The 17,719-nt window shown below is 31.3% G+C and carries 18 protein-coding genes and 1 tRNA gene; 5 read left to right on the forward strand and 14 right to left on the reverse strand.

What is annotated here, in order from left to right; genetic code table 11:
* Positions 1-2 precede the first annotated feature (2 nt).
* Positions 3-362 carry a BlaI/MecI/CopY family transcriptional regulator gene (locus tag FHS04_RS07775; protein WP_027880912.1) on the reverse strand — a complete coding sequence of 120 codons (360 nt, stop codon included), beginning with the start codon at positions 360-362 and terminating at the stop codon, positions 3-5.
* A gap of 119 nt (positions 363-481) precedes the next feature.
* On the opposite strand from FHS04_RS07775, the gene FHS04_RS07780 reads away from it, so the two are divergent.
* A complete protein-coding gene (locus tag FHS04_RS07780; RefSeq protein WP_106679820.1) occupies positions 482-979 on the forward strand; it encodes a DUF456 domain-containing protein in 498 nt (165 codons plus the stop codon).
* A gap of 269 nt (positions 980-1,248) precedes the next feature.
* Here FHS04_RS07780 and FHS04_RS07785 read toward each other — a convergent pair whose 3' ends face one another.
* The 13 genes from FHS04_RS07785 to FHS04_RS07845 form a co-directional block, all read right to left on the reverse strand.
* On the reverse strand, positions 1,249-1,926 hold the full coding sequence (locus tag FHS04_RS07785; RefSeq protein WP_106679818.1) for a response regulator: 678 nt from the start codon (positions 1,924-1,926) through the stop codon (positions 1,249-1,251).
* A 15-nt stretch (positions 1,927-1,941) separates the two neighbouring features.
* Positions 1,942-3,972: a tetratricopeptide repeat-containing sensor histidine kinase gene (locus FHS04_RS14405; protein WP_244906292.1), complete on the reverse strand. Its 2,031-nt coding sequence runs from the start codon at positions 3,970-3,972 to the stop codon at positions 1,942-1,944.
* A gap of 109 nt (positions 3,973-4,081) precedes the next feature.
* Positions 4,082-4,258, reverse strand: a complete 177-nt coding sequence (locus FHS04_RS07795) for a hypothetical protein (RefSeq protein WP_181256132.1) — start codon at positions 4,256-4,258, stop codon at positions 4,082-4,084.
* Positions 4,259-4,284: 26 nt separating this feature from the next.
* Positions 4,285-4,455: a hypothetical protein gene (locus tag FHS04_RS07800; RefSeq protein WP_181256131.1), complete on the reverse strand. Its 171-nt coding sequence runs from the start codon at positions 4,453-4,455 to the stop codon at positions 4,285-4,287.
* 27 nt (positions 4,456-4,482) lie between these two features.
* Complete coding sequence (locus FHS04_RS07805; protein WP_181256130.1) at positions 4,483-4,659, reverse strand: hypothetical protein; 177 nt, start codon at positions 4,657-4,659, stop codon at positions 4,483-4,485.
* 27 nt (positions 4,660-4,686) lie between these two features.
* Positions 4,687-4,863: a hypothetical protein gene (locus FHS04_RS07810; protein WP_181256129.1), complete on the reverse strand. Its 177-nt coding sequence runs from the start codon at positions 4,861-4,863 to the stop codon at positions 4,687-4,689.
* 412 nt (positions 4,864-5,275) lie between these two features.
* Positions 5,276-5,349 (reverse strand) — tRNA-Asp (locus FHS04_RS07815).
* 66 nt (positions 5,350-5,415) lie between these two features.
* Positions 5,416-6,345, reverse strand: coding sequence for a DUF58 domain-containing protein (locus FHS04_RS07820; RefSeq protein ID WP_106679816.1), 930 nt, complete (start codon positions 6,343-6,345; stop codon positions 5,416-5,418).
* Between the two features lie 79 nt (positions 6,346-6,424).
* A complete protein-coding gene (gene trxA, locus FHS04_RS07825; protein ID WP_027880907.1) occupies positions 6,425-6,742 on the reverse strand; it encodes a thioredoxin in 318 nt (105 codons plus the stop codon).
* 122 nt (positions 6,743-6,864) lie between these two features.
* Positions 6,865-11,250 (reverse strand): DNA polymerase III subunit alpha, encoded by a 4,386-nt coding sequence (dnaE, locus tag FHS04_RS07830; protein ID WP_106679814.1) that lies wholly within the window; start codon positions 11,248-11,250, stop codon positions 6,865-6,867.
* A gap of 153 nt (positions 11,251-11,403) precedes the next feature.
* Positions 11,404-11,853 carry a ferritin-like domain-containing protein gene (locus tag FHS04_RS07835; RefSeq protein ID WP_027880905.1) on the reverse strand — a complete coding sequence of 150 codons (450 nt, stop codon included), beginning with the start codon at positions 11,851-11,853 and terminating at the stop codon, positions 11,404-11,406.
* A gap of 145 nt (positions 11,854-11,998) precedes the next feature.
* The gene (locus tag FHS04_RS07840; RefSeq protein ID WP_106679812.1) at positions 11,999-12,688 is read right to left on the reverse strand and encodes a DUF6252 family protein; all 690 of its coding nucleotides are present in this window, start codon (positions 12,686-12,688) and stop codon (positions 11,999-12,001) included.
* Between the two features lie 175 nt (positions 12,689-12,863).
* Entirely contained in the window at positions 12,864-14,414 is a 1,551-nt protein-coding gene (locus FHS04_RS07845) for a DUF6252 family protein (protein WP_106679810.1), read from the reverse strand.
* A gap of 185 nt (positions 14,415-14,599) precedes the next feature.
* On the opposite strand from FHS04_RS07845, the gene FHS04_RS07850 reads away from it, so the two are divergent.
* The 4 genes from FHS04_RS07850 (at position 14,600) to FHS04_RS07865 (ending at position 17,682) form a co-directional block, all read left to right on the forward strand.
* Positions 14,600-15,088, forward strand: coding sequence for a 30S ribosomal protein S16 (locus FHS04_RS07850; protein ID WP_027880902.1), 489 nt, complete (start codon positions 14,600-14,602; stop codon positions 15,086-15,088).
* Between the two features lie 69 nt (positions 15,089-15,157).
* A complete protein-coding gene (gene rimM, locus FHS04_RS07855) occupies positions 15,158-15,688 on the forward strand; it encodes a ribosome maturation factor RimM (RefSeq protein ID WP_106679809.1) in 531 nt (176 codons plus the stop codon).
* Complete coding sequence (locus tag FHS04_RS07860) at positions 15,681-16,394, forward strand: tRNA1(Val) (adenine(37)-N6)-methyltransferase (protein WP_106679807.1); 714 nt, start codon at positions 15,681-15,683, stop codon at positions 16,392-16,394. Before rimM ends, FHS04_RS07860 begins: the two co-directional genes overlap by 8 nt.
* Before the next feature lie 109 nt (positions 16,395-16,503).
* Complete coding sequence (locus FHS04_RS07865) at positions 16,504-17,682, forward strand: acyl-CoA dehydrogenase family protein (protein WP_106679805.1); 1,179 nt, start codon at positions 16,504-16,506, stop codon at positions 17,680-17,682.
* Positions 17,683-17,719: the final 37 nt, after the last annotated feature.

Genomic DNA, 17,719 nt, shown 5'->3' on the forward strand with positions numbered 1-17,719 from the left:
AACTATTCGTTTTTATTGATTTCTTTTAAAACACTTTCTAGCTCTTCAATATTTATATCATTTTTCTTCACAAAAAAAGACACCATACTTTTAAAAGATCCTTGAAAATAATTTTCGACCAAGGTGTTTAAGCTTTGATTGCTATAGTCTTGTTTTTTAAGTATAGGAAAATACACATGTCCCTTTCCTTTTTTTTCATAATCTACAAATCCTTTGGATTCTAAAATCCTAACAATTGTAGAAACCGTGTTGTAAGCTGGTTTAGGTTCTGGAAGTATATTAATTATATCTTTTACATTAGCTTTTTCTAATTGCCAAAGGACTTGCATAATATCTTCTTCTGCTTTTGTAAGTGGCTTCATTTTTATAACTAAAGTTTTAGTTGAACATAACAAATATAACTAAAAAATTAGTTTAAACTAATTTTTTAGTTTAAAAATGTAACATAACAGAAATATAATCGTCATATAAACAAAAACTTATGGATATTTTTTTAACCATTATTGGCTTTGCATTTATCTTGTTAGGCTTAGTTGGAAGCATCTTACCAATTTTACCTGGTCCACCTTTAAGTTGGATTGGTTTGTTATTTTTATTTATTACAGACGCTGTGCCCAACGACACTTCTTTTTTGATTATAACCTTAATCGTTGCATTATCAATTTTTGCTTTAGACTACATCATACCTGCAATTGGTACTAAAAGATTTGGCGGTAGTAGATCCGGAATGATTGGGACAACGCTAGGTTTAATTATAGGATTAATTGCACCAATACCATTTGGTATTATTATTGGACCTTTTGTTGGCGCTTACTTAGGTGAGTTATCTAATAAAGCAGATTCTAAAACTGCTTTAAAAGCTGCTTTTGGCTCCTTTTTAGGTTTTGTAACTGGTACTTTTTTAAAGTTTATTGTAGCAGTAGTCTACATGGGCTTTTTTATTAGTACGTTTTGGGAATTTAAGCATTTAATTTTTTAATTTTTTTAATCATATATATATAAAATGAAAAAGCAACATCGAGCGATGTTGCTTTTTCTTGTGTGTAAATGTAAATGCTATTAACCAAACTAAGTTTATAAGGGAAAATACTTAAATTAATAGTCATTACAAATATAAGTAATTGTATATTATACCTTTACGGTTTTTACCGTAAGTAGATTGTGGTAAAAACCGTAAATCTTAAGCATACGTAGACTTTTGAAGCTTTTTTTAACGTTAAACAAAATTGTAATTTTCTTTAAAAGTTTTTATATGTAGCCTTTTTCTTTCGCAATTTTAATTAAGGTTTCATCTTTACCATCCTCAACAAAGAAAAGTTCTTTTATGTTTTTCTTTCTTTTTTCAATTGCACTTAATGTTAAGTCTAAATGTTTAACTAAATCTTTTGTCTTTACACCTAATGATAAAAGATGAAGCATTTTATGATTTATCAAATCTAAAGTTATTGGATTTTGTAAGCTTTTTCTTAGTATTTTATTGATAGTACCGCTATAAAATGGAGGATTATTTTGAATGGCTTGAAAAGCACTAGCTAGCTCACTAGAGGTTAAATCGCTTTTTATTAAAAAACCTTCTGGGTTTATAGTTTTTATAATATCATGTATTCTATAAACTTCATCAAACATAGTCAGAATTACTATTTTGGCATCTTCTTCTACCATTCTTACTCGTTTTGCTAAATCTTCTCCAGATTTATATAAGCCATCACTAGACTCTGGTATACTAATATCAAAAAAATAAATATTGTAAGGTACGCCTATGCTTTTTGCTTTTTTCATGGCTTTTAATGCCGAATCACAATCTGAAGCTATATCTATTGTCAAAGATTGGTTTTCTTTTTTTGTAGCCATTAATGTATGCATATAGCCTTCTATAATCATTGGATGATCATCAACCATTAATATTTTTAACTCTTGAGTTTTCATGTTTTTTTAGTTAGTTTAAATGTTTGGGACAGTAATTGTAACAGATGTTCCTTTATTTATTTGAGATGTGACATTGAAAAATCCGTTAATTTCTTTTAATCTATCTTTTATATTTTTAAGACCGATACCGTTTTTAGTTTTGGTTTGGTCAAATCCAACACCATTATCTGTTATTTTCAAATTTAATTTATTTTTATCTAAGTAAAACTCGATATCAACTAATGTTGATTCTGCATGTTTATAGATATTTTGCATAGTTTCTTGCAAGATTCTATACAAGTGAATTTTTATTTTGTTATCAAGCATATCCCAATTAATATTAGAATCTGCTTTAAACGTATAATCGATATTGTAGGCTGTCATTTGAGTTTCGACTAGGTTGTTAACCATATTGAAGTATCCTGATTGATTAACAAAATCTGAATTTAACTCATGAGAAACCTTTCTTATATCATCTTCTATATTTTTTAATTCAGAAATGTATTTACTTCGTTTTGAAATTGCATCTTGTGTATTAACTAGATTTAAGCTATCTAGACTTAATCTTGCTCCAAAAAGTCGTCCTAAGATACCATCATGCATTTCTTGAGAAATTCGGTTTTTCTCTACGCTACGCGCTTCGTCTATTTTTTCTTGTTGAGAGAGCATTAGCTTATAGATCTCTTCATTTGCTTCTTGTTGTTGTTTTTGTAGTTGTAACTCTTTATTTTTTTCTCTTTGAGATTTAATAATATACAAGAAGAATAAAACGCCTAATAGTCCTACAGATATAAATATTAACCATTGTCTTTGCTTAGAGATTTGTTCTTTCTCTTGAAGGATTTCGTCTGTTTCAAACTCAATCCTAGCAAATTTATTTCTGTTTGTTCGTTCTTTGGAGATTAAACTATCGTTTAACCTTATATGTTCATATAAGTATGCTTTAGATTGCTCTCCTGTTTCGGTTTTTGCTTTTAGTATTAACGCATCTAAGACAGTTTGGTTTTCTCCTACTTCATTTGCTTTATTGTATGCTATATTTGCATATTTTTGAGCAGAATCTATTTGTTTTTGGTGTAAGTATAATTCTGAAATAAAAGAGGCGATAATAGATTGTTCTACTTTTATATCTTGATCAATAGAGAATTTGTATGCTGTTTTAAATGTGTTTTCTATTTCTTCTGAAACAAAATTACCTTTTAAAAACTTGGCGTAGGCTAAATTTGAAATTATAGAAACATAGGTTTGAGGATCTTCTTCCTTTAATGTTTCTAAGTTTTTTATATTATTTAATACTTGTATTGTTTTATCATAATCTCCTTTTCTGCGATGTACTATGGCTATGTTCATCTCTGAAAAGTCTTTATAATATTTATACTTTTCAGCTTTTAATTTTTCTGCATACTCTAAAGCTTTATTATGATATTCAATAGACTTATCAAACCTTTTTACTTTACTTGAGACTATACCAATTAAATTATTAAAAGCCCATAGGTTAAGGTTGTTTCCGTCAGATATTGGCAATGTTTTTGCTATTTCTATTCCTTTAATGGCATTTATTTCTGCACCTATATAATCTCTTTCAGACTCTTGTATGTTAGCCATATTAAGGATAATATTAGATTCGTTTTGTATATCTTTTAAAAGCTCGTAAAGTTTTCTGGCATTGTAATAATAGTAATAAGCGCTGTCATTTTTATTACTCTCTGCAAAGTAAAATCCTAGATTATTATTTGCATAAGCCATCTTAAGAGAGTCTTTTATTCTAGTAGAAATTTTAAGATTTTCTTTATTTACCCTATATAAAGAATCATACTGCCCAGACACTATAAATAACCAAGATAACACTCTGTTACTTGCTAATACTGTAGAGTCTTTATCATATTTTTTTGATAGCGAAATAGCTTCTCTAGCATATTCAAACCTTTTAGATATGTTTAAATCTGAATTATTGGCTTGTTTCCTTAGTTTTAAAATTTTTAAAATAGGGTCTTCTTCTTTAGCTTTTGGTGAAGAAGTAAAAGAGAAAAAAAAGATTAGTAAGGTTATATATAATATATATTTCACTAAGTAGAGTTCTTAATAAATCAAATTTAAAATATTTTAAATAAAAAACTAATCCTCTTCTAACTGTTATGTTAGAAGAGGATTTTTTATATAATTAAATATATATGTCTTAGCCTTGCGTTGGTACCTTTGATACTTTTTTATCTGTCATAGAGATTAAATCTACTTGTACCTCTTTTGCTTCTTTGTTATTTTCTTTAGTAACAGTTTCTGTATCTATTGATGATACTCCGGTTAATATGGCGATTGATGCGATTGCTATTAGTGTGATTTTTAGGGATTTCATTGTGTATATTTTTTTTGAATTATTAATTAACCTTGCGTTGGTACTTTTGATACTTTTTTATCTGTCATAGAGATTAAATCTACTTGTACCTCTTTTACTTCTTTGTTATCTTCTTTAGTAACTGTTTCTATTGATGATACTCCGGTTAATATGGCGATTGATGCGATTGCTATTAGTGTGATTTTAAGAGATTTCATTGTATATATTTTTTTGGGAATTATTAATTAACCTTGCGTTGGTACTTTTGATACTTTTTTATCTGTCATAGAGATTAAATCTACCTGTACCTCTTTTACTTCTTTAATATCTTCTTTAGTAACTGTTTCTGTATTTATTGATGATACTCCGGTTAATATGGCGATTGATGCGATTGCTATTAGTGTGATTTTAAGGGATTTCATTGTGTATATTTTTTTGTGAATTATTAATTAACCTTGCGTTGGTACTTTTGATACTTTTTTATCTGTCATAGAGATTAAATCTACCTGTATCTCTTTTACTTCTTTGTTAGAGTTTTTTGAAGAAGGAGATGTATTAGCTGAAATTAATCCAGTTAATAAGATAGTTGAGAAAATTGCTAGAATTGTAATTTTAAAGGATTTCATATTAATTATTATTTTAAAATTTATATTGTTTTGTTTAAGCAAAAGTGTACTTGTTCAATCATTAAAATTGAATTAACAAGAAATTACATACAATGAGGGATATTGTACTTTTTAAAATGGATAATTAATACTATAAGCGTAGTATATTGATTTAGGGACACTTATAAATATCTACGAAAGTAAAATTAGAAGACTAAATTAAGTAAATAAATCGATAAAGCGTTTAAAATGAAGGATAAAGTGTCCTTAAACAAAAAAGCATCCCTAATTTCTGAAACAAAACAGAAAAAAGGAAAGCTTTCCATTGGTTTAACTACTTAAACCATTGACAGACATCAATATCTGTCAAACAACACAACTAAATTTTATTGCCAAAAAAAGCTCCAATTTCTCGGAGCTTTAACAATTTTTGCGGTCTGGACGGGATTCGAACCCGCGACCCCCTGCGTGACAGGCAGATATTCTAACCAGCTGAACTACCAGACCGTTGCTTTATTGCGAGGGCAAATATACACTGCTATTTTAATTTCTCAAATATTTTTCGTGTTTTTTTTAAATAAATTTTTGCCTTTCGATCATATAGGTTGTCAAAACATCATTAAAACCTTGATTTACATTAGATTGCACATATTTAATTTTATACTGCAAACACTTTAATTTTAATTGTTTAAAATACTCTTTAACCATTTTATTATAATTTTCTTTAACAGAATCAGCATATAAGTTAATATATTGACCTGTTTCTACATCAATAAAGCGTTTTGGTTTATTATCAAAATTAAAAATTAGTTCTTTTTCACTATCAAAAACGTGAAAAAGTACTACTTCATGCTTATTGTGTTTTAAATGCCTAAGCGCTTCAAATAACTTCTGTTCATTAGTTTGTGTTTGAAACATATCTGTAAAAAGAAATATTAAGGATCTTCTATGTATTTTTTCTGCTATTTGATGAAGAAGCGTAAATGTTTCTGTATGCTTATTTTTTTGTTTTTTTTCTATAGTCTTTTCAAGTTGGTGTATTAACATTTGATGATGCCTTTCACTTCCTTTTTCTGGCGCATAAAAATCATAAACGTCACTATAAATACTTAATCCAACAGCATCTCTTTGTCGTTTTAAAATATGCATTAATGATGCGCTTGCTAAAGCTGAAAATGCAATTTTATTTAAGTTATTAATCGAAAAATTAGATAGGATTGGATAATGCATTGAACTACTGTTATCTAATATTATGTGACATCTTAGGTTTGTTTCGTCATCAAAACGTTTTGTGTATAACTTATCTGTTTTTGCAAACAGTTTCCAATCAATATGCTTAGTGCTTTCTCCTTGATTGTATATTTTATGTTCTGCAAATTCAGCAGAAAAACCATGAAACGGACTTTTATGCATACCAGATATAAAACCTTCTACTACTTGTTTTGCTAGATGTTCAAGGTTTTTAAATCCGCCTGCTTTATTTAGTTCGTTTTGTAATTTCATGATTTTTAAATTTCATCTAAAATAAAAAAAGGTTTGCCATTAAGACAAACCTTTCATTTTAATTTATTTATAATTTGGATTATAATAAAGAGTCTAATGCTTCTGCATAAGCATTTTTAGGTGCTACACCAACCTGACGTCCAACTACTTCTCCATTTTGAAATACTAATACTGTTGGAATGTTACGTACTCCATATTTTGCTGCAAACTCTTGATTTGCATCTACATCTACTTTACCTATAACAGCTTTACCTTCGTATTCTGTACTTAATTCGTCAATAATTGGTCCAACCATACGACATGGTCCACACCAAGCAGCCCAAAAGTCTACCATTACTGGTTTGTCGCTGTTTAATACTTGCTCTTCAAAAGTTGCATCTGTAATTTCTAATGCCATAATAATATAATTTAATTGTGTTTTTAATACGTGTTAATATGCAATATTAGTCAAAAAATTTGCCAAACCTTACAGCACAACAATTTGTTTTGATTATTACTGTATTAGTTTAAGTTATGTTATTAATTTAATTTAAAATATACTTGTTCGTTTTCTAATTGATCTAAAAGCTCTTGGCTTACTTTAACTTTTTGTTTTCGGCTAGACATATTCAATTTTACTTGATCCCTGTTATCGTAAACAACAAAATTTAAAGCTTGATTACCTGGATGAAGATTAATCAAGTCCTTTAAACGTTGTATTTTTTCTACATCTAAATCTTTTATATTTAATTGAATTGAAAGCTTTTTAGCATAACTTTCTAAAACATCTTGTAGTAATTGAAAGTTATTAAATTGAAGCCTAGGTTCGCTTTTTTTACCTGTATCTTTGTTTACCCAACCTTCGCGTACAAATACCTTGACGTAAACAAAATTATTTTGAAGTAAAAAATGTCTAAATTTTAAATATTCCTCACCAAATATTCTGAACTCGTAAGTATCTGTATAATCTTCTACAGTAAATAATGCCCAACCTTTACCTTGTTTACTTACACGGTGTTGCACATCTGTAACAACTCCTCCAAAAGTCATTTCTCTATTTACATATTTTTCAAGATCGTTAAATACCGATAAATTAGCATTGCAGAAGGTTTTCATTTCTATTTTAAAATCATCTAGTGGATGCCCAGAGATATAAACTCCTACTACTTCTCGCTCTTTAGCTAGCTTCTCCATGGTTCCCCAAGTTTCACATTCGGGTATTGTTGGTTCTTCAATTTGAACTTCACTTTCACCACCAAAAAGACTTACTTGAGCAGAATTTTCGTTTTCTTGATGCTTTGCACCATATTTTATAGCTTTTTCTAAAAAGGTTAAATCACCACCATCTTTATAAAAATATTGCGCTCTGTGCGTATTTCCTAATTCATCAAATCCACCTGCTAACGCTAAATTTTCAAACGCTTTTTTGTTAGCTGCTCTTAAATCAATACGCTTTGCTAAATCAAATATTGATAAATATGGTCCATCTTCTTTTCTATTTTCTACAATCGTTTTTACTGCTCCGTGACCAACACCTTTAATTGCTCCCATACCAAAACGTACCGCATTATCTTTGTTTACCGAGAATTTATAAAAAGATTCATTTACATCTGGTCCTAAAACTTGTAATTTCATTCGTTTACATTCTTCCATAAAGAAAGTAACTTGTTTGATATCGTTCATGTTATTGGACAGTACTGCAGCCATATATTCTGCAGGATAATGCGCTTTTAAATACGCCGTTTGATAAGCAATCCAAGCATAACACGTAGAGTGAGATTTATTGAAGGCATAACTTGCAAATGCTTCCCAGTCTTTCCAGATTTTTTCAAGTTTTTTAGCATCATGACCATTAGCACTTGCTTGCTCGATAAACTTAGGTTTCATTTTATCTAGCACCGCAATTTGCTTTTTACCCATTGCTTTACGAAGGACATCGGCTTCACCTTTTGTAAAATTAGCTAGCTTTTGCGACAAAAGCATTACTTGCTCTTGGTAAACTGTAATACCGTAGGTTTCTTTTAAGTATTCTTCCATTGCTGGCAAGTCATACTCGATATCTTCGTCACCGTGTTTTCTTCTTACGAAACTTGGTATATATTCCATTGGTCCTGGACGATATAATGCATTCATCGCAATTAAATCGTCAAAAACTGTTGGTTTAAGGTCTTTTAAGTGTTTTTGCATTCCAGGAGATTCATATTGAAATACTCCAACTGTTTCTCCTCTTTGGAATAATGCGAAAGTTTTTTCGTCGTCTAAAGGAAAACTTTCTGGATCTAACTGAATATTATGTTTTGCCTTAACAATTTTTACAGTATCCTTAATTAGCGTTAATGTTTTTAACCCTAAAAAGTCCATTTTTAAAAGTCCTGCACTTTCTACAACCGAGTTATCAAATTGTGTAACGTATAAATCTGAATCTTTTGCTGTAGATACTGGTACAAACTTGGTAATATCGTCTGGTGTAATAATTACACCACATGCATGTATACCTGTATTTCTTACAGAGCCTTCTAACGCTCTTGCTGTATTTACAGTTTCGGCTTCAAGATCTGATCCTTCAGAAATATTTAAAAGTTGGTTTATTTTTTCTAAATCTTCTGACCTGAATTTTTGTCCCAATTGTTTTTCATCTAATCCAAAAATCTTGTTTAGTTTAGACATATTTGGGATTAGTTTTGCAATTCTATCTGCATCAAAAAGTGGTAAATCTAGTACACGAGCTGTATCACGAATACTACTTTTTGCCGCCATAGTACCATAAGTTATAATTTGTGCTACTTGATTTGCTCCATATTTATCGATAACGTAATCCATTACCCGGCTTCTTCCTTCGTCATCAAAATCGATATCAATATCTGGCATGCTAATACGATCTGGATTAAGAAAACGCTCAAAAAGTAGATTGTACTGTATTGGGTCTATATTGGTAATCCACAAACAGTATGCAACAACGGATCCTGCTGCACTACCACGACCTGGACCAACAGATACATCCATATTTCTGGCTTCACGAATAAAATCTTCTACAATTAAGAAATATCCTGGATAACCTGTATTTTCAATTACTTCAAGTTCAAAATCTAGACGTTCTTTGATATCTTCTGTGATTTCTCCATAACGCTTTTTTGCTCCTTCGTATGTTAGGTGTTTTAGATAAGCGTTTTCGCCTCTTTTTCCACCATCAACCTCATCTTCTGGATGTTTAAATTCTTCTGGAATATTAAATGCTGGTAACAAGACATCTCTTGCTAACTCAAAAGGTTCTATTTTATCTACAACTTCTTGAATATTACTTATCGCCTCAGGAATATCTTTAAATAACTCCTTCATTTCGTCTGCAGACTTAAAATAATATTCTTGATTTGGTAATCCATAACGATAACCACGACCACGTCCTATCGGTGTTGATTGCTTTTCGCCATCTTTCACACATAATAAAATATCATGCGCATTAGCATCGTCTTTTTTACCGTAGTAGGTATTATTAGTGGCTAGTAATTTTATATCATGTTTTTTAGAAAACTCGATTAGTGTTTGATTAACACGGTTTTCGTCTTCTTGACCATGTCGCATTAACTCGATATACAAGTCGTCTTGAAATGTTTCTTTCCACCATAGTAAAGCTTCTTCAGCTTGTGCTTCACCTACATTTAAGACTTTACTTGGCACTTCACCGTAAAGGTTTCCTGTTAAACAAATAACGTCTTCTTTGTATTGTTCTATTAATTTTTTATCAATACGCGGTACATAATAAAATCCATCTACAAACGCATGGGACGAAAGTTTTGCAAGGTTATGATATCCTTTTTTATTTTTTGCAAGCAGTACTATTTGGTAACCGTTATCTTTTCTTGTTTTATCTGTGTGATCTTCGCAAACAAAAAACTCGCAACCTACAATTGCTTTAATTTGATTTGCTACTGGTGGTTTACCTTGTAGTGCTGCTTCTTCATTTTTTGCTTTTACAGATTTATTATGTCCATTTACAGCTTTAACAAAATGGAATGCCCCCATCATATTTGCATGATCTGTAAGTGCTACTGCTGGCATTTTATGTTCTGCCGTTAGATTGACTAAATCTGAAATACTTATTGTTGATTGAAGTATCGAAAATTGAGAGTGATTATGCAAGTGTGCAAAGTCTACAGATTTAAGATCTTCAATGTTTTCTTTTATTTCTGCTGAAGAAATTCCGCTAGATTCCTGCTTTTTTAATTGCTCACGGATTTTATCACTTTCTCTTTTAAGATTTAAGTGTTTTAATCCTATAAGCTGAATAGGTTGCGGGTTTTCTTTATTGAAACGCTCAAAATAATCTGGTTGAACGTCTAATTGTTCTTTTGTGTATTCTTTGCGTCTAACAAGCTCTAAAAAACAACGCGTTGTAGCCTCTACGTCTGCTGTTGCGTTATGCGCTTCGGCAAATGGTTGATTAAATAAAAATTGATGTAACTCGGTTAAAGTTGGTAATTTAAATTTACCACCACGTCCGCCAGGTATTTGGCAAAGTTGTGCTGTTGACTCTGTACATGTATCTAAAACTGGTAACTCTTGCAGAGGATTATCTACGCTTTCGCGGACAAATTCTGCTCCCATAATATTTAAATCAAAACCTACATTTTGACCGACAACAAACTTTGTTTTACTTAAAGCTTCATTAAATTTTTCTAAAACTTCTACTAAAGGAACACCTTGCTGTTGAGCCAACTCTGTTGAAATACCATGTATACGCTCGGCATCATAAGGAATATCAAACCCATCAGGTTTAACTAAATAATCTTGATGATCAATACAGTTACCCATCTCGTCATGTAATTGCCATGCTATTTGGATGCATCTAGGCCAATTATCTACATCTGTAATTGGTGCATCCCAACGTTTTGGTAATCCGGTAGTTTCTGTATCAAATATTAAGTACATTAAGGTGTTTTTAGATGTTTTCTAGAAAATTTTAGAGCTTATAAATGTACGTAGAAATTTCTCTTTTTTAAAGTGAAGTTATAAACAATTATACACAAAAAAATCCAGTATGATTATACTGGATTTTTTTATTTTATGTTAAGCATTTAAGTGTTATGACACTAACTCTTCATGTACTTTTTCTGTATTAATTGCTGCTTGTATAGAGTTACGATGTCTAAAAATTAGCTCGTCAATTGTTGGTGGTAAGTTATTTTCTTTCATTAATTTATCATACTCTTCTAAGCTGGCTTCTTCACCTCTAATGGCTTCTTCTAATATTTTTTCTTCGTTATTAGAAGATAATGCAGATTTTAAACTCATCCAATTTCTATGTACAGTTCCTTTAAATGTGCCAGAATCTTCTGGTACCTCGCCATATCTTAAAATCTCTGTTCTTAATTCTTTAGCAAATTGGCTTCTTTCTGATGCTCTTCTCTTAAAGAAGATTTTTAAATTTTTGTCGTCTACATTAGACATTGCGTTTAAATACCCTTTTTCGGCATCATAGTTTTTTACTAATAATTCGTTTAATTTTTCTGAAATTTCTTCACTATAACTCATAATATCTTTTCATTTTAAATTTCAATAAATTATTTATAGATGTGTATTGTTTCGCATCTTCAATTATAAATATATAATGAATTACTAAGCATACCAAGGGTTTAACAAGGTTTGTGATTGCCTTAAGATTTGTTAACAATCGTTTTTAGTTTAGGCAATCTCCTAAATTATCTACTATATTTTGAAGTGTACCATCATCACCACATAGGTTGATTTCGTTTTGTAGCGCTATCTTATAAGAACTACAAAACTGTGGATATTGTGGTCCGTTTGGGTCTACAGCATTTAAGTTTGTCAATGTTGTTTCGGTTGTAGCATGAGCTAATTGACAAGCTACAGATTGTTGACCATCGTTTAAAGTAGCTATTGATATTATTGGAACATTATAAAAGTAACCACGGTTTATCACAACACTATTTAATCCTGTGCTATCAAATGCATGAAAGTAAAATGTACCTGACACTGTTTTTTCTACTATATTAAATTCTTCAATGACAATTTTACCTTCTGATGGATACAATTGAATGGTTGGATCAGGAACACTGTTTGTAGAATACGCTGTATCAAACTCGTCTCTAAAAACTGCTTTTGATGCTACATTACCCAAATTATACATACCAACACTTGATCCTGCTGTTGATAGCGTAATTGTTTCTTCTCCACTTGTACCTGTTATATTTAAAAATCCAAACGCATCTACATTAGCTCTAAAATCTTCTGCATTCCATACAATTTCATTTTTATAAGATTGAAATGACGGAGTATTAAACTCTAAATCATCTCCACACGATAAAATTGTTGTTAATAGTAAAAATAATAAGGATATCTTTTTCATTAATAATGGATTAAAAAAAACAGAAACCAAAAATATAATTTTAATTCACTTTAAATAAAAAAGACACTTAAACAGCGCTAATATTAGACCAAATACATTTTTTTATTGATAAAGAGATAAACAAAAAAAAGGAGCTTTAATTAAAGCTCCTTTTTTTTGCAAGTGTATCTGATTATTAATTTGCATCTAAATAATCTGGTGCAGAATCTGCATCGGAGTTTTGTGCGTCATCTGGGTTACCATCTCCGTTTGGATCTGGGTTTTCGTCTGCTGTTGGCACACCATCATTATCATCATCATTGTCTAAATAATCATCCATTCCATCTGAATCAAAATCTTGAGAATCTACAGGATTACCATCTCCATCATCATCTATAAACTCATAAATAGTTAATATGGTATCTCCGTCATCATCATTATCTAAATAATTAGGTGTTCCGTCGTTATCTGTATCAATCATTCCTTCATAAACAGTAAAAACACCATCGCCATCATCATCTTGATCTAGGTAATTAGGTATGCCATCTCCATCTGTATCATCGTTTAATGGGTTACCGTCTGCGTTAATATCTTCGTCTGCTGTTAAAATACCATCATTATCTTCATCTAAATCTAAATAATCTGGAATTCCATCCATATCTGTATCTGCGGCGTTACCATCTGCATCAAGGTTTAACTCGTCGTTTGTTAATATACCGTCATCATCATCGTCTTCATCTAAATAATCTGCATTTAAATCTCCATCTGTATCATCATCTGTTAAATCTCCATTATTATTAAGGTCTTCAATTGAGTTTGGAACACCATCCCCATCATCATCACCGCAATCTAAGCTATCTATAGCTGCTTGTAAATCTCCGTTTGGATCTCCGCAAGTGTCAATTTGCTCGTTTAAGTATTGGATATATCTTGTACACATGTCAATAGTGTTACCTAAAGTAGCATTATTATAGTCTGATTGTGCTGTTGCTGTATTATCACTTATTTGCTCACAAGTTAATTGACAATTATTTACTGTTAGTTGATCAATTGTTTCTTGTATCGTCCCGTTTACGTCTCCACAAAATTCTATTTGAGTATACAATGCATTTACATATGCATTACATAATTGTTCAAAAACAGCGCTTTCCATTAAATCTGCGTTATTATACGCTATCATTGCCTGTTGCGCTTGTTCTTCTGCATCTACACAAGTAAAATAATTAGTTGTAGGTCCTGTCGTAAAAGGTATATTATTAAAAACACCTTCTGAAAACCCTACAGAATTTAGACCTGTTGGATTAAATGCATTAAAATAAAATCTTCCTGAAAGTGTACCTTCTTCCAAGCTACCGGCAGTAATACTTATCATTCCATCTGGACGATATACTTGTACGCTTTCATCTGGAATTTTATTTGTTGACCATAATACGTTATTTTCATCTATAAAATTAGCAAAAGAAGCATTGTATTGCATATCATAACACGATCCCTGACCTACACTAATAGCTCCTGTACAGCTAGTAGCATCTTGCGGATAGGCTACTAACGTAATTGTTTCTAAAGATGTAGACCCTTCTATAGTAATAACACCATTCTCATCTACCTGAGCTGAGTAAATATTTGCATTAAACAAAACACCATCGCCTTCTCTTTGGGCTTGAAATGTGGTTATTTTAAACTCATTTTCTTCGCTACAACTAAACATTAATAAAACCGTTATGGCCAATGCAATTACTTTTCTCATTCTTAAATCTTTGATAAATTATTGATGTTATATGTGCCTAATAATAATTTAGACATACTATCCTTCAAAAATAGAATAATTTTTCATTATAAATAATTGAAATTTAAAGTATCGGTTTAAAAAAATATAGTATCTTTGCGGACTTATTAATAACAGAGGTCGAGAACCTCACAAATTAATTTTTTATGCCAGTAAAAATTAGATTACAAAGACACGGTAAGAAAGGGAAACCTTACTACTGGATCGTAGCAGCAGATGCTAGAGCAAAAAGAGATGGTAAATACTTAGAAAAAATAGGTGCTTACAATCCAAACACTAACCCAGCAACTATCGATTTAGATGTTGATGGTGCAGTAAAATGGTTACAGAATGGTGCACAACCAACTGATACAGCTAGAGCTATTTTATCTTACAAAGGAGCTTTACTTAAAAACCATTTAGCTGGTGGAGTTAGAAAAGGCGCTTTAACTGAAGAACAAGCAGAAGAGAAATTTAATGCTTGGTTAGAAGAAAAAGCAGGAAAAGTTGATGCTAAGAAAGAAAACTTAGCTAAAGCTGAAGCAGATGCTAAAGCAAAAGCTTTTGAAGCTGAAAAAGCAGCTAACGAAGCTCGTATTGCAGCAGCAGCTCCTGTTGTTGAAGAAGAAGCTGAAGCTTCAAACGAAGAAGAATAAAAAATATTTTTTTATACTTTTAAACTCCGATAGTCGCTATCGGAGTTTTTTATGTTTAAAACTTTCCTTATGGATATAAATGAATGCTTTTACGTTGGTAAAATTGTAAAAAAATACAGTTTTAAAGGAGAATTACTAATAAAATTAGATACTGACGAGCCTGAACAATTTGAAAACCTTGAGTCTATACTTATTAACTTAAGAGGTAATTTAGTACCTTTTTTTATAGAAAGTTCACAACTACACAAATCTGAATTACTACGTGTTAAATTTGAAGAAGTAGACACAGAAGATGATGCAGATAGTTTAATGAAAAGTGAGTTATACTTACCATTAAGCTTTTTACCAGAACTAGAAGAAGACAAATTTTATTACCACGAAATTATCGGTTTTCAAGTTGAAGATAAGAACTTTGGAAACGTTGGGATAATTTCTGGTGTAAATGATAGCACAGCTCAAGCACTGTTTGAAATTGATAAAAATGGGACAGAGATTTTAATCCCGATGAATGATGAGTTTATCTCTAAAGTAGACAAACCCAACAAAACCATTTTTGTAGAAACACCAGAAGGACTAATAGATCTTTACATTAATGAATAACCCTTTTCAATTCAAGCAGTTTACAGTTAAACAAGACCAATGCGCCATGAAAATTGGTACAGATAGCGTCTTACTTGGCGCTTGGACACCATTAAAAGACAATCCTTTTTCTATTTTAGATATTGGTGCTGGTACAGGAATTTTATCTTTAATGTTAGCCCAACGCAGTAACGCACAAGTTATCGACGGTTTAGAAATAGACGAAAATGCTTATGAACAGTGTGTAGACAACTTTGAAAACTCTCCTTGGTCTGATCGATTATTTTGTTATCACGCAGATTTACAAGAATTTGCCGAAGAAATTGAAGATAAATATGACCTCATAATTAGCAATCCGCCGTTTTACGCAGAACATTTTAAAACCGATAACAAGCAACGTGACATGGCGCGCTTTCAAGATGCGATGCCTTTTGAACACCTTGTGGTTTGTGCAGCTCATCTTTTGGAAGACAACGGAAGATTTTCAGTAATTATACCTTTTAGTGAAGAAGACCGATTTATCAATCTTGCTCAAAAAGTAGGTTTATTTCCTAACCAAATACTTAACGTAAAAGGTAATCCAAACGCTGATATAAAAAGAAGTTTGATTAGCTTTAGTTTCCACGAAAGTGAAATACAAAAAGAAGAATTAATTATAGAAACCCAAAGACATCAATACACAGAAGACTACATAAATCTTACTAAAGATTTCTACTTAAAAATGTAGTTTTAATTGGGCAATGAAAACGATTTCGTTATTTTTGTTAACTATAATATTGTAAATAATATACTGTTACATATATCATTAAGCAACAGTTTAAAACTATACTTATCTAATGAAACCAGATTTATTTGAAGCTCCAGATTACTTAAATCTTGACGATTTATTAAACGACGAACATAAATTAGTACGTGATGCTGCTAGAGAATGGGTTAAACGTGATGTTTCTCCTATTATTGAAGAGTATGCACAAAAAGCAGAATTTCCAGAACAAATTATTGATGGATTAGCCGAGATTGGCGCATTTGGACCATATATCCCAATGGAATATGGCGGCGCAGGATTAGACCAAATTTCTTATGGTTTAATCATGCAAGAGATTGAACGTGGCGATTCTGGTGTACGTAGTACAGCTTCTGTACAATCGTCTTTAGTAATGTATCCTATTTTTAAATATGGTAACGAAGAGCAACGTAAAAAATACTTACCAAAATTAGCTTCTGGAGAATGGATGGGTTGTTTTGGTTTAACCGAGCCTGATCACGGATCTAATCCTGGTGGAATGGTTACTAATTTTAAAGATATGGGTGACCATTATCTTTTAAATGGCGCTAAAATGTGGATTAGCAACGCACCTTTTGCACAAGTTGCTGTGGTTTGGGCAAAAAATGAAGAAGGTCGTATACACGGTTTAATTGTAGAGCGTGGTATGGAAGGATTTTCTACTCCAGAAACTCACAACAAATGGTCGTTACGTGCTAGTGCTACTGGCGAGCTTATTTTTGATAACGTAAAAGTGCCAAAAGAAAACCTATTACCTAACAAATCTGGACTTGGCGCACCATTAGGTTGTTTAGATTCTGCAAGATATGGTATCGCTTGGGGCGCAATTGGTGCTGCAATGGATTGTTACGATACGGCATTAAGATACAGTAAAGAGCGTATGCAGTTTGGTAAGCCAATTGGACAATTTCAATTACAACAAAAAAAGTTAGCCGAAATGATTACAGAAATCACTAAAGCGCAACTATTAGCTTGGCGTGTTGGTGTTTTACGTAATGAAGGTAAAGCAACGTCTGCTCAAATTTCTATGGCTAAACGTAATAATGTAGATATGGCAATAAAAATTGCTCGCGAAGCTAGACAAATGTTAGGCGGAATGGGTATTACTGGAGAATACAGCATTATGCGTCATATGATGAATTTAGAAAGTGTAATTACTTACGAAGGTACACATGATATTCATTTATTAATCACAGGTTTAGACGTCACTGGATTAAATGCTTTTAAATAAGCTATAGATTTTACATTTCTATAAATAGTTAATTAAT

It is taken from the genome of Mesoflavibacter zeaxanthinifaciens subsp. sabulilitoris (genome assembly GCF_014191595.1).
GTDB lineage: Bacteria > Bacteroidota > Bacteroidia > Flavobacteriales > Flavobacteriaceae > Mesoflavibacter > Mesoflavibacter zeaxanthinifaciens.